The sequence below is a fragment of the Amycolatopsis albidoflavus genome, assembly GCF_039525725.1.
GTDB lineage: Bacteria > Actinomycetota > Actinomycetes > Mycobacteriales > Pseudonocardiaceae > Amycolatopsis > Amycolatopsis albidoflava.
Genome location: NZ_BAAAHV010000005.1, coordinates 518615 through 531470, shown reverse-complemented (window position 1 = coordinate 531470; position 12856 = coordinate 518615). Strand labels below are relative to the sequence as shown.

General features: G+C 68.6%; 13 protein-coding genes. 11 read left to right on the top strand and 2 right to left on the bottom strand.

What is annotated here, in order from left to right; translation table 11 throughout:
* Positions 1-2 precede the first annotated feature (2 nt).
* The 11 genes from ABD156_RS06970 to ABD156_RS06920 all read left to right on the top strand — a co-directional run bounded on the left by ABD156_RS06970 (position 3) and on the right by ABD156_RS06920 (position 10609).
* Complete coding sequence (locus ABD156_RS06970) at positions 3-767, top strand: glucose 1-dehydrogenase (RefSeq protein WP_344267889.1); 765 nt, start codon at positions 3-5, stop codon at positions 765-767.
* A 117-nt stretch (positions 768-884) separates the two neighbouring features.
* A complete protein-coding gene (locus tag ABD156_RS06965) occupies positions 885-1676 on the top strand; it encodes an MlaE family ABC transporter permease (RefSeq protein WP_344267887.1) in 792 nt (263 codons plus the stop codon).
* 1 nt (position 1677) lies between these two features.
* On the top strand, positions 1678-2538 hold the full coding sequence (locus tag ABD156_RS06960) for an MlaE family ABC transporter permease (RefSeq protein WP_009075203.1): 861 nt from the start codon (positions 1678-1680) through the stop codon (positions 2536-2538).
* Complete coding sequence (locus ABD156_RS06955; RefSeq protein ID WP_344267883.1) at positions 2535-3890, top strand: MCE family protein; 1356 nt, start codon at positions 2535-2537, stop codon at positions 3888-3890. The genes ABD156_RS06960 and ABD156_RS06955 overlap by 4 nt, the downstream gene beginning before the upstream one ends.
* Entirely contained in the window at positions 3887-4924 is a 1038-nt protein-coding gene (locus ABD156_RS06950; RefSeq protein ID WP_344267881.1) for an MCE family protein, read from the top strand. The genes ABD156_RS06955 and ABD156_RS06950 overlap by 4 nt, the downstream gene beginning before the upstream one ends.
* Positions 4921-5952: an MlaD family protein gene (locus ABD156_RS06945; protein ID WP_344267879.1), complete on the top strand. Its 1032-nt coding sequence runs from the start codon at positions 4921-4923 to the stop codon at positions 5950-5952. Before ABD156_RS06950 ends, ABD156_RS06945 begins: the two co-directional genes overlap by 4 nt.
* Positions 5949-7145, top strand: a complete 1197-nt coding sequence (locus ABD156_RS06940; RefSeq protein ID WP_344267877.1) for an MCE family protein — start codon at positions 5949-5951, stop codon at positions 7143-7145. Before ABD156_RS06945 ends, ABD156_RS06940 begins: the two co-directional genes overlap by 4 nt.
* A complete protein-coding gene (locus ABD156_RS06935) occupies positions 7142-8332 on the top strand; it encodes an MCE family protein (RefSeq protein ID WP_344267875.1) in 1191 nt (396 codons plus the stop codon). Before ABD156_RS06940 ends, ABD156_RS06935 begins: the two co-directional genes overlap by 4 nt.
* Positions 8332-9573: an MlaD family protein gene (locus tag ABD156_RS06930; RefSeq protein WP_344267873.1), complete on the top strand. Its 1242-nt coding sequence runs from the start codon at positions 8332-8334 to the stop codon at positions 9571-9573. The genes ABD156_RS06935 and ABD156_RS06930 overlap by 1 nt, the downstream gene beginning before the upstream one ends.
* A gap of 62 nt (positions 9574-9635) precedes the next feature.
* Positions 9636-10124 (top strand): hypothetical protein, encoded by a 489-nt coding sequence (locus tag ABD156_RS06925; RefSeq protein ID WP_344268541.1) that lies wholly within the window; start codon positions 9636-9638, stop codon positions 10122-10124.
* Positions 10121-10609: a hypothetical protein gene (locus ABD156_RS06920; RefSeq protein WP_344267871.1), complete on the top strand. Its 489-nt coding sequence runs from the start codon at positions 10121-10123 to the stop codon at positions 10607-10609. The genes ABD156_RS06925 and ABD156_RS06920 overlap by 4 nt, the downstream gene beginning before the upstream one ends.
* Here ABD156_RS06920 and ABD156_RS06915 read toward each other — a convergent pair.
* Positions 10587-11528, bottom strand: a complete 942-nt coding sequence (locus ABD156_RS06915) for a methylenetetrahydrofolate reductase (protein WP_344267869.1) — start codon at positions 11526-11528, stop codon at positions 10587-10589. The genes ABD156_RS06920 and ABD156_RS06915 overlap by 23 nt on opposite strands.
* Positions 11529-11688: 160 nt before the next feature.
* A complete protein-coding gene (locus tag ABD156_RS06910; RefSeq protein WP_344267867.1) occupies positions 11689-12834 on the bottom strand; it encodes a GDSL-type esterase/lipase family protein in 1146 nt (381 codons plus the stop codon).
* Positions 12835-12856: the final 22 nt, after the last annotated feature.

The following is a 12856-nucleotide window of genomic DNA, read 5'->3' as shown; positions in this document are numbered from 1 at the left end:
GCATGACCGACGACCGGTTGGCCGGCAAAGTCGCCCTGATCACCGGAGCAGCACGCGGCCAGGGCGCGGCGGCCGCGCGCGCGTTCGTCGCGCAAGGCGCGAAGGTGGTGATCGCCGACGTCCTCGACGACGAAGGCGAGCAGCTCGCCGCCGAACTCGGCGAATCGGCCTTGTTCTGCCACCTCGACGTGAGCGACGAGGACGGCTGGACGGCCGCGGTCGAGACCACGGTGGCCGAATTCGGGCCGCCGACGGTGCTGGTCAACAACGCCGGGGTGCTGTACTTTTCGGAGCTCGCGAAGACGCCGCTGGCCGAATACGAACGCGTCGTGCGGATCAACCAGATCGGGGCGTTTCTCGGCATGCGCTCGGTCGTTGAACCGATGGCGGGGGCCGGCGGCGGCTCCATCGTCAACGTGTCCTCTGTGGAGGGTCTGGCCGGGATGCCGTTTCTCGTCGCCTACACCGCGACCAAGTTCGCGATCCGCGGGATGACCAAGGTCGCCGCGCTGGAGCTGGGCGCGCGCGGGATCCGGGTCAACTCGGTGCATCCGGGCATGATCGACACGAAAATGGTGTCCGACGCCGCGGGCGCGGACGTGGACGTGTCGTGGGTGGGCAAGAAGGTCGCGCTCGGCCGGGTCGGCCGGGCGGACGAGATTGCCCCGCTGCTGGTGTTCCTCGGCAGCGACGAGAGTTCGTATTGCACCGGCAGCGAGTTCGTCGCCGACGGCGGAGCGACCGCCACGCACGCGTTGAAACTGTGATCGGTGCTGGTGGGCCTAGGGTGACGGCTGGGGGCTGAAGGGACGGGAGTGAACACCGCTAACCGAAATCGGCGGGCGGGGATGGGCAAGACTCGGGGGTGACTACTGGGAGGTGCGGTGGGCGGAAGCGGCTCGGTCACTCTCCCGGGCACCGCGGCGCTGACTCAGGTCGGCAGGCTCGCCACGCTGTCCTGGGAGGTCCTGCGGGCGATTTTCAAGCGTCCGTTCCAGTTCCGCGAATGGATCCAGCAGTGCTGGTTCTTCGCGAGCGTGACCATTCTTCCGACGGCCTTGGTCGCGATCCCGTTCGGCGCGGTCATCGCGCTGCAGCTGGGATCGCTGACCACGCAGATCGGCGCGCAGTCCTTCACCGGCGCGGCCAGCGCGCTCGCCATCGTGCAGCAGGCGAGCCCGCTGATCACCGCGCTGCTGGTGGCCGGAGCGGGCGGCAGCGCCGTCTGCGCTGACATCGGCGCGCGCAAGATCCGCGAAGAGATCGACGCGATGGAAGTGCTCGGGGTCAACCCGATCCAGCGCATCGTGGTGCCGAGGGTGCTCGCCGCGATCGTCGTGTCGGTGCTGCTCAACGGCCTGGTCAGCGTGGTCGGCGTGCTCGGCGGCTACTTCTTCAACGTGGTCCTGCAAGGCGGCACGCCCGGCGCGTACCTGGCCAGCTTCAACGCGCTCGCCCAGGTGCCGGACCTCTGGATCAGCGAGATCAAGGCGTTCCTGTACGGCTTCGTCGCGGGCGTGGTCGCCGCGTTCCGCGGGCTGAACCCGGCTGGCGGGCCGAAGGGCGTCGGAGACGCGGTGAACCAGGCGGTGGTGATCACCTTCCTGCTGCTGTTCCTGATCAACGTCGTGCTGACCGCCGTGTACCTCAAAGTCGTGCCCCCGAAGGCGTTGTGACATGACGGCCGAACCGATCGAGCAGACCCGCGCGTCCGACCGGACGCTGGAGATCATCGCGCGCCCCGGCGCGAGTCTCGAAGGACTCGGGAAGCAGCTTTCGTTCTACGGCCGGGCGCTCGCCTGGTCGCCGCGCACGATCCGCCGCTACGGCCGCGAAACCACGCGGCTGCTCACCGAGGTCTGCTTCGGCACCGGCGGCCTCGCGGTGATCGGCGGGACGCTCGGCGTGATGATCGGGATGACGCTGTTCACCGGTCTCATCGTGGGCCTGCAAGGCTATTCGGCGCTGAACCAGCTCGGCACCGCCGCGCTCACCGGGTTCATTTCGGCCTACTTCAACACCCGCGAGGTCGCGCCGCTGTCGGCCGGGCTCGCGCTGTCGGCCACCGTCGGCTGCGGGTTCACCGCACAGCTCGGCGCGATGCGGATCTCCGAAGAGATCGACGCGCTCGAAGTGATGGCCGTGCCGAGCATGCCGTACCTCGTCACCACGCGCGTGCTCGCCGGCGTCACCGCGGTGATCCCGCTGTACGCGGTGGGCCTGCTGTCCTCGTATCTCGCGTCGCGGCAGATCACCATCTGGCTCTACGGCCAGTCCGCGGGCACCTACGACCATTACTTCACGCTGTTCCTCCCCCCGGAGGACGTGCTGTGGTCGTTCGCCAAGGTGATCGTGTTCAGCGTGCTGGTGATTCTTTCCCATTGCTATTACGGCTATACCGCGTCCGGCGGCCCGGCCGGGGTGGGCATCGCGGTGGGCCGCGCGGTGCGGACGTCGATCGTGCTGATCTCGGTGCTGGACTTCTTCCTGAGCCTCGCGATCTGGGGCGCGAACACGACAGTGCGGATATCCGGATGAGTACCCGTCGAGAATTGCGCAAACGGCTCCAGTACCAGCTGCTGGGCCTGGTCTTCCTGGTCGTGGCGGCGTTGTTCTTCACCACCACGATCGCCGCGTACCGCAAGGTGTTCACGCCGGTCACGCTCGTGAAGCTGGAGACCGACCACGTCGGCAGCCAGCTGCGCGTCGGCGGCGACGTGAAGGTGCGCGGCATGCTCGTCGGCGAGATCCGCGACGTGCGGCCGGTCGGCGACCACGCGGAGCTGGAACTGGCGCTGCAGCCGGACAAGACCGACGTGATCCCGTCGAACGTTTCGGCGCGGCTGCTGCCGAAGACGCTGTTCGGCGAGCGGTACGTCGCGCTCCAGCTGCCCGAGCAGGCGCAGCGGCCGATCAAGGCGGGCGACGTCATCCCGCAGGACCGCAGCAGCACCGCGATCGAGCTGGAACAGGTGCTCAACCACGTCATGCCGCTGCTGCAGGCGGTGCAGCCGGAGAAGCTTTCGAGCACGCTCAACGCCGTGTCCACCGCGCTCGACGGACGCGGCAAGAAGCTCGGCGAGACGCTGACCCAGCTGTCGGACTACCTCGGCAAGCTCAACCCGTCGCTGCCGGATCTCAAGGCCGACATCACCGGGCTGGCCAACGTTTCCGGCATCTACGACAAGGCCGCGCCGGACGCGCTGCAGGCGCTGTCGGACCTCACCACGACGACGCAGACCATCGTGGAGAAACAGCGGGGCCTGACCGACCTGTACTCCTCGGTCACCGGCACCGCCACCGACCTGACGCGCTTCCTGGAAGTCAACAAGGACAACATCATCCGCCTCACCACCGCCGTGCAGCCCACGCTCGACGTGCTCGCGAAGTACGCGCCGGAATACCCGTGCCTGTTCAAGCAGCTCGCCGGGACGGTGCCGAACGCGGAGCTGGCGTTCGGCAAGGGCACCGCGCATCCGGAGGTCAGCCGCGTGACGATCGAGTTCTCGGCGAGCCGCGGCAAGTACCTGCCCGGCGTCGACGAGCCGAAGTACGACGACAAACGCGGCCCGCGCTGCTATCCGCAGGTGCCGAAACCCGGGCACTGGCCGCAGTATCCGCCCGACGGCGCGGTGAAGGACGGGGCGAGCAAACCCGCTCCGCCGCACAATCCGGACGGGACGCTGCCCGGCGACTTCACCAACGGCCCGCTGCCCGGCGGGTCCGGCTCGACCGGCGGCGCGCCGAGCATCGTCGGGTCGGCCGACGAGCAGAAGCTGCTGGACCTGCTGGTCTCGCCGACGCTGAACACCACGCCGGACAACGTGCCGGGCTGGTCGGGGCTGCTGGTCGGGCCGCTGTACCGCGGGGCGGAGGTGGAGCTGAAATGAGGTCGTTCGTTCCCGCGCTGATCAAGATCGGCATCTTCGCCGTGGTCACCGTGCTGCTCACCGGGGTCCTCGCCACCACGATCGCGAACACGAACTTCGGCAACACCGCGTCCTACGTCGCGAAGTTCACCGACGCGTCCGGGCTGCAGGCCGGCGACGACGTGCGGATCTCCGGCGTGAAGGTCGGCCAGGTCGAAACCATCGGGGTCGACCAGGGCGAGCAGAACTACGCCGAGGTGCGGTTCCTCGTCGAATCGGCGTACAAGCTGCCCTCGCTCGCCACCGCGACGATCAAGTACCGCAACCTCGTCGGCCAGCGCTACCTCTCGCTCGGCACCGACGTCAGCGGCGGCGACATGCTGTCCCCCGGCGACACGATCCCGCCCGAGCGGACCAAACCGGCGCTCAACCTGACCGTGCTGTTCAACGGGTTCAAGCCGCTGTTCAAGGCGCTGGACCCGAAGGAGGTCAACCAGCTTTCCGCCGAGATCGTGCAGGTGTTCCAGGGCGAGGGCGGCACGATCACCAGCCTGCTGTCGCACACCGCGTCGATCACGTCGGCGATCGCGGGCAAGGACAAGGTGATCGGGCAGGTCATCGACAACCTCAACCAGGTGCTCAGCACGGTCAACGCGCGCGGCCCGCAGCTCGGCGACCTCGTCGACCAGACGCAGCGGCTGGTGAGCGGCCTGGCCGAGCAGCGCAAGCCGATCGGCGACGCGGTGGGCGCGCTGGGCGACCTGACCAACGCGACCGCGGGCCTGCTGGCGGACGCCCGGCCCGTCGTGCAGCAGGACGTGGCTCAGCTCGGCAAGCTGTCGAACAACCTCAACGATTCGCAGCCGCTCATCGAGCACCTGCTGCAGGTGCTGCCGGGGAACCTGGAGAAGTTCACCCGGACCCTGAGCTACGGCAGCTGGTTCAACTACTACCTGTGCGGGATCGAAGGCACCATCGGCATTTCCTCGCTGGACGTGACGCTGCCGATCGTTCCGGTCCCCGGCACCGAACGCGCGCCGAGGTGTGGCCCGTGAAACGACTCAAAGACCGGAACCAGGCCAGCGTCGGCGCGGTGACGCTCGTGCTGATCGTGCTGATCACCGCGGTGACGTACTTCTCCGACAGCATCCCGATGTTCGGCAACGGCACCACCTACACCGCGGCGTTCGCCGAGTCCGCCGGGCTCGCGCCGGACAACGAGGTGCAGGTGGCCGGCGTCAAGGTCGGGCAGGTGACTTCGGTGGAGCTGGGGCACAAGCAGGTGCTCGTGAAGTTCCGGGTGAAGGGCGTGCGGGTCGGCGACGCGTCCACGGCGTCGATCGAGATCAAGACGCTGCTGGGGGAGAAGTACCTCGCGCTGGACACGAAGGGCGGCGGCACGCAGACGCCCGGCGACACGATCCCCGTGCAGCGCACGCGGACGCCGTTCCAGCTGCAGGACGCGTTCAACCAGCTGTCCACCACGGTCGGCGACATCGACACCAAGCAGCTCGCGCAGAGCTTCACCGCGCTGTCGGATTCCCTCAAGGACAGTCCGCAGTACTTGAAGGACACGCTGTCCGGGCTGTCGGCGCTGTCGAAGACGGTGTCCTCGCGCGACGCCGATCTGCACGCGCTGCTGTCCAACACGAGCAAGATCTCGAAGACGCTGTCCGACCGGAACGCCCAGCTGCAGCAGGTGATCAGCGACGGCAATCTGCTGCTGACCGAACTGCAGCAGCGCCGCGAGCAGATCAGCACCCTGCTCAAGGGCACGCAGGAGATCTCGAAGCAGCTGTCCGGGCTGGTCGCGGACAACCGCACGCAGATCGGGCCGACGCTCGCCGCGCTCGGGAAGGTCACCGACGTGCTGCAGCGCAACCAGGGCAACCTCGACCGGAGCCTGCAGCTGATGGCCCCGTTCGCCCGGGTCGGCGCGAACGCGACCGGCAACGGGCGCTGGTTCGAAGGCTATCTGTGCGGACTGCTGCCGCCGACGATCACGGCGGGCGGAATCTCGATCAACCCGGAGGGCTGTACGCCGCCGATCTCCGCACCTGATCAGGGGGTGGGTGGACGATGACTGTCGAAACGCGCGCTGGGCGCAGTTTGGTTACCTGGCTCGGATTCGCTTGTGTGGCAGCGCTTTTGCTCACAGCGGGCGTCTACTTCGCGCTGCGCGACACCGGCGGGACGAAGATCTCGGCGTACTTCGGGAAGACCGTCGGCCTCTACGCCGGTTCGTCTGTCCGCGTCTTGGGCGTCGCGGTCGGCGAGGTCACCGCAGTGACGCCGGAAGGCCAAGCGGTGCGCGTGGACATGAAGGTCAACGACGACGTCCCGATCCCGAAGGACGTGGGCGCGGTGGTCGTTTCGCCGAGCCTGGTGAGCGACCGGTACGTGCAGCTGACCCCGTCGTACGACAGCGGCCCGACGCTCGCGAGCGGAACCGTGCTGGCGCGCGACAAAACCGCGACGCCGGTGGAGCTGGACGACCTCTACGCGAGCCTCGACAAGCTGTCCACCGCGCTCGGGCCCAACGGGGCCAACAAAAACGGCGCGTTCTCCGATTTGCTGGACACGGCCGCGGCCAACCTCAAGGGCAACGGCAAGGACCTGAACTCGACCGTCACCCGGCTCGCCGATCTGGCCGGCACGCTCGACGATTCCAAGGACGACCTGTTCTCCACGGTGAAGAACCTGAACTCCTTCACCTCCGCACTGTCCCAAAGCGACAGTCAGCTGAACGAGTTCTACCAGCGGCTGGCGGACGTCAGCGGATTCCTCGCCGACGATTCGCACGACGTCGGCGCCGCGCTCGATTCGCTGTCCACGTCGCTTGGAGACGTGAAACAGTTCGTGGCGGACAACAAAAACGGGCTTTCGTCCAATGTGGCCAAACTGGCGTCGCTCACCAAGGTGCTGGTGGACCAGCGGGCCTCGCTCGCCGAGGTGCTCGACATCGCCCCGGTCGGCGCGACGAACTTCATCAACACCTACGACGCGGCGTCCGGCACGATCGCGGTGCGCGACAACCTGAACGAGATCACCAACCCGCCGATCCTCACCATCTGCCGGCTGATCAGCGCGGGCACGCCGAAACCGTTGCCGGACACGCTCGGCAACATCTGCAAGAAGCTCGCGCCGGTGCTCGACGGCACGCTCAAGCTGCCGTCCATCCCGCAGGCGCTGAACTCGCTGCAGAACGGCCAGCTGCCGCCGTTGCCGCTTCCGCTGTCGGACGTGCTGACGCAGAAACCCGGAGGTGGCAAGTGAAACGCCTCCGCAAACGGCTGGCGGGCGTGCTCGCCGGAGTGCTGGTGCTCGCCGGGTGCAGCGACGGCGGGTTCAACGGGCTGTACTCGACGCCGTTGCCCGGCGGCCCGGACGTCGGCGACCATCCGTACCACGTCACCGCGCTGTTCACCGACGTGCTGGACCTGGTGCCGCAGGCGAACGTGAAGGTGAACGACGTCGCGGTCGGCCGGATCGACCGGATCGCGCTCACGCCGGACACCCGGTCCGCGCTGGTGTCGATGACGGTGAACGGCGACGTCCAGCTGCCCGCCAACGCGCGCGCCGAACTGCGCCAGTCCAGCCTGCTCGGCGAGAAGTTCGTTCAGCTGAGCGCGCCGACCGCGGAGAAGCCGTCCGGCAAGCTCGCCGACGGGGCGCAGATCCCGCTCGGGCGCACGAACCGCAACCCGGAAATCGAGGAAGTGCTGGGCGCGTTGTCGTTGCTGCTCAACGGCGGCGGCGTCGACCAGCTGCAGAACATCAGCCACGAACTCAACGACGCGCTGTCGGGCAACGAACCGCAGATGCGCGCGCTGCTGTCCCGAGTGGACGAACTGGCCACCCAGCTGGACGGGCACAAGGGCGAGATCCTGCGCGCGATCGACGGGCTGGACAAGCTGTCCACCACGCTCGTCGGGCAGAAGCAGAACCTCGCCACCGCGCTGGACAAACTCGCGCCGGGGCTGAAGATCGTCGCCGACCAGCGCGACCAGCTGGTAGCGATGCTGAACTCGCTGAACAAGCTGTCCGGCGTCGCGGTCGACACGGTGAACCGCAGCCGGGACCAGCTCATCGCGAACCTCAAGGCGCTGGAGCCGACGCTGCGCCAGCTCAGCGCGGCGGGCAAGGACCTGCCGAACGCGCTGCGGATCCTGCTCACCTACCCGTTCCCGGACTACGCGGGCAACGTGATCAAGGGCGACTACGCGAACGTCGACGCGCGGATCAACCTCGATCTCGACAAGCTGGTGCAGAACTTCACGAACTCGTCGCAGCCGCCGTTCCAGCTGCCGACGCCTCCCCCGACCGGGGGCGCGCCGCCCGCCGCCGGGCAAGGGACGCCGCAGCTGCCGCAGCTCCCGTTGCCGCTGCCCAACACACCGGCGACGGGCGGAGCGAAACCGGGCTTGGGCGGGTTGCTCGGCGGTCTGCTGGGAGGCGGCTGATGAACACGCGCAAAGTCCGGATCCAGCTGCTGGTGTTCTTCGCGATCGCGATCGTCTCGGTAGCGTACGCGGGCGGGCACTACGCCGGTCTCGACCGCATTTTCGGCAACCGCGGGTATCACGTGACGCTCAAGCTCGCCGACTCCGGCGGGGTTTTCGTCAACTCCGAGGTCGCCTACCGCGGCGTCACGGTCGGCCGGGTCGGGGCCATGACGCTCACCCCGCAAGGCATCGACGTCCGGCTCGACATCGACTCCGGCGGCCCGGACATCCCGTCCGCGCTGCACGCGCAGGTCGCGAACCGGTCGGCGGTGGGGGAGCAGTTCGTGGACCTGCTGCCGGACCGCGAATCCGGCCCGTACCTGGAGGACGGCGCGGTGATCACGCAGGACCGCACGTCGCTGCCCGCGACGCCGGATTCCGTGCTGACCCATCTCGACGGCCTGGTCGCGAGTGTCCACCCGGAGTCGTTGAAGACCGTGGTGGACGAGACGTACGACGCCTTCGCCGGTTCCGGTCCGCAGCTGCAGAAACTGCTGGACAGCACCAGTTCTCTCACCGCGACGGCCGCGCAGTACGTGCCGGACACGCAGGGGTTGCTGGCGAATTCGCGCACGGTCTTCGCGACGCAGGAGCGGCAGGCGCAGAACATCACGGCGTTCGCGTCCGGGCTGAAGACGATCACCGGGCAGCTGAAATCGTCGGATCCGGCCATCCGCAAGGTGATCGACGAGGCTCCGCAGCTGAGCCGGCAGATCAGCGACGTGCTGGCGACGTCCGGGACCGACCTCGGCGTGCTGTTCGCGAACTCGCTCACCACCGCGCAGGTCACCTCGATGCGGAAGGACGCCATCGAGGAGCTTTTGGTGGCGTATCCGGTGATCTCGGCGTTCTCGCCGACGACCTCGCCGGACGGCACCGGGCATCTGGGCGTGGTGTTCAACTTCTTCGACCCGCATTCGTGCACGAAGGGGTACGAGGGCACGAAGCAGCGTCCGGCCAACGACACCAGCGAAGCGCCGGTCAACATGAACGCTTACTGCGCGGAGCCGCCGGGCAGCCCGACTGAGGTTCGGGGGGCGCAGAACGCGCCGTACGCGGGGAAGCCGCCCGCGATTCCGGCCGCGCCCAAGGCTTCCGCGCCTTCGGACCAGGGCTCGCAGCAGCAGTTGCCGGGCTTGCTGGGGCAGTTGACCGCGCCGCTGAAGGGCGGGCTCGGGGCGTTGCTGGGCGGTTCGTGATGGCTGTTGATACCGCGGAAACTGATGACGCTGCCGACGAGGTCGTCGCGGGTCGGCCCTTTCTGAGCGGACGGGTGCTGACCGCACTGGCCGTCGTCGCGGTGCTGGCCGCCGCGTGGTTCGGCTGGTCGTGGTGGAGCGCGGCGCAGGACGACAGCCTCGCCCGCGGCCGCGCCCGGGACGCCGTGCTGGCCGCCGCGAGCACGAGCCTGGTCACGCTCAACACGATCGACTACCGCACCAGCGCGGTCGACGTGGACCGCTGGATCGCCGCGACCACCGGGCAGTACGGCAAGGACCTGTCCGGCGACCGTCAGATGCAGATCGACCGGGCCAAGCGCGCCAAGATCGTGTCGACAGCTTCGCTGGTGCAAGCCGCTGTCACCGACCTGGATCCTTCAGCAGGCACGGCAAGGCTGATCGCGGTCCTGAACGTCCGCGTGAGCACCGGCGATGGCGCGCCTTCGGCGAAACAAGCGCGCCTGGCCGTGGACTTCGCGCGAGACGGCGACGCGTGGAAGATCGGCGCTGTCCAGGCGGTGGGCTCGTGAACCGGCGGACGATCACCGCCGGCGTGGCCGCGGTCGCGCTGGCGTGCGCCGTGTGGTTCGGCGTGCAAGCGTCGCTGCTGCAACCCGAAGACGACGAAGCGATGGTCGACCCGGTCGCGACGGCGCAGGTCACCGACCAGGTCAGCGCCGCGGTCAAGGCGGTCTTTTCTTACGACTACGCGAACCTGGACCGCACCGCTCGCGCCGCGGGCGACGTCCTCACCGGCTCAGCCGTGGGCCAGTACCAAAGCCAATTCGCCGCGGCCCGCCAACGCGCGACGAACGAGAAACTCGTCCGGACGACGACCGTCCGCGCGATCGGAGTCCGCTCCCTGCACGGCGATGACGCGAGCCTGCTGCTTTTCCTTGACCAGCAAACGATCCTGCCGGGCGGCGGTGCCCCGCAATCGTCGGTGGGGCAGCTGTCGGTGACCGCGCATCGCACCGACGGACAGTGGAAGATCACCGCGCTGGATCCGCTGTAACCGTCCGGCCAAGCAGTTCGCCGACCTCTCGGGCGAGGGCCACCGACGCCTCGATCTCGACCTTGCGGATCGACACGCTCTCCACGAGGAAGCCGAACGGCATGCCGAGCTTGCGGCAGAAAGCGGCCAGGTCGCAGGCGGTGGCCAGGCACTGCTCGTAGGACTCGGCCAGCGTGTCGTCCGCGTGGCGCAGGGAATTCTCCAGCCAGCGCGGGACGTGGACGCCGAGCCACTTGAGGAACGCCAGCGTTTTCGCCGACCCGCAGACAGACAGGGTGAACAGGACGGGTTTGGGTTCGAGCTGCTGGTCGCGGCAGGCGTAGAAGTAGTCGGAGACCATGCTTTTGGCCGCGTCGGCGCTGTAGACCACCTGCGAGATGAAGTACGCGCAGCCGGCCTGCTGCTTGGCGATCAGCCGCAGGTGCTCGTCGGGCCGCTCGGTGATGGCGACGCCGCCGAGCAGCAGGTCCGGCCGGACTTCGCGGCGCAGTTCCTGGGCCTCGGACAGGCGGGTGTGGACGTCCTTGCCCTTCGAGGAGGCCCCGACGAAGACGGACAGCACCCGTTCGGTGTCGGCGGTCCGCAGCCAGCTCCGCAGCTCGTCCCCGGGGTACTTGCCGACGCACCGGTAGATCACCGCGGGCCGGTCCCACTCGCTGAGATAGTCCGCGTGGTAGGCGGCCGGGTCGAGGGTCGGCAGGTAGGGGAACGGCCGCTCCTCGGGATTGCGGTCGCTCTCGTCGTCGATGTCGTAGAGGGCGAGGCCGTCGACGTCGAGGTCGCCAAGCCGCGCGAGGGTGGCGGCGGTGATCTCCCGGATCCGCTCGGGCGAGGTGCTGAGGCGCGGCGGGGTGATGCCGAAGAGCAGGACGCCGCTGCCGGAGTCGGTGAGCTTTGCCCGGAGAGTGTGGTCCGCCATGAGGCGGAAGTTAGCAGCCGGGGCCGTCGGGTCGCGGCCCGGCGCTGGATCACTGTGCCCTGCGCCGCGCTGTACGTGAGGGGAACCCTGAGGGAATCAGAGTCCCTCAGGGTTCCCCTCACGTACGCGAGCAAGCGGTCATGCGGGTGCAGACCGGGCCTCATCCCGCGAACGGACCGCCAGCCCCGAACACCTGCTTGGCGAACCTTTCCCCCGCGACCCGATGCGTAGCCGCGTCCGGATGGAGTTCGTCGGGCAGCGGATGCGCGGCGAAATCCCCTTCCCCGTACAGCGAAAGCCCGTCCACGTAATACAACCCCGGATCCTCCCGGGCGGTCACGATCCGCGCCAGCTCCTCCCGGATCACCTTCAGCGTCAGCTTCCCCTCCGCCACGGCAGCCGGATCCCCGGTCGCCGTGAACCGCAGCGTTCCGGCGCTGAAGACTGGCGCACCCGGCCCCGGCGTGTCCTCGTGGATCGGGCACAGCCAAGGCGAGATCACCGCCAGCGGGACATCCGGATGCCCCTCCCGGATCGTGTCCAGAAAACCGTGCACGGCCGGGCTGAAGGCGCGCAGTCGCATCAGGTCGGCGTTCACCACGTTGATTCCCAGCTTCACGCTGATCAGATCGGCGGGCGTGTCCCGCATCGCCCGTGCGGTGAACGGGTCCAGCAGCGCGCTCCCGCTGAAGCCCAGGTTGACCAGGTCCACCCCGGCCGCCGCGGCGGCGAGCGCGGCCCACGTCTGGGACCCGCCTGCCGCTCCGGTGCCGTGGCTGATCGAGCTGCCGTGGTGGAGCCAGGCGCGCCGTGCGGGCGGCAGCGGGGAAATCGGGGCGGTGGTGCGAAGCGCGGCCAACCGGGTGGTTTCGTTGTGCGGCAACCAGATCTCGACGTCCTTGACTCCCGAAGGCAGGTCGGAGAACCGGACCGTGCCGGGCGGGCCGGGGCGGGTTTCGCCGGATCCGGTCATCATGTCGAGGGTCAGTTCGTCGCCGCCGGACACCGTGGCGGAACCGGCTGGACGGCCGTTCAGCACCAGGTCGTAGACGCCGTCCGGCAGCGGCGGCAGGCCGACGTAGCCGACCTTCGTGCGGTGGGTGTCCAGTTCGATGGCGGTCGATTCGGTGCGGAACGCCAACCGCACGCCGGACGGCTGGGACTCGGCCAGCGCGAGCCTGCTGTCGGTGTTCTGCGCCCGTGCCCGTGCGGTCAGCCGGTGCGGCAGCAGGCCCTGCGGCGTGCGTTCCAGCTCAAGTGCACCGCGCACGAACTCTTCGCCGATCTCGGTGGTGATCCACTGCATGCCGCCGAGTCTGCCGTCCCGG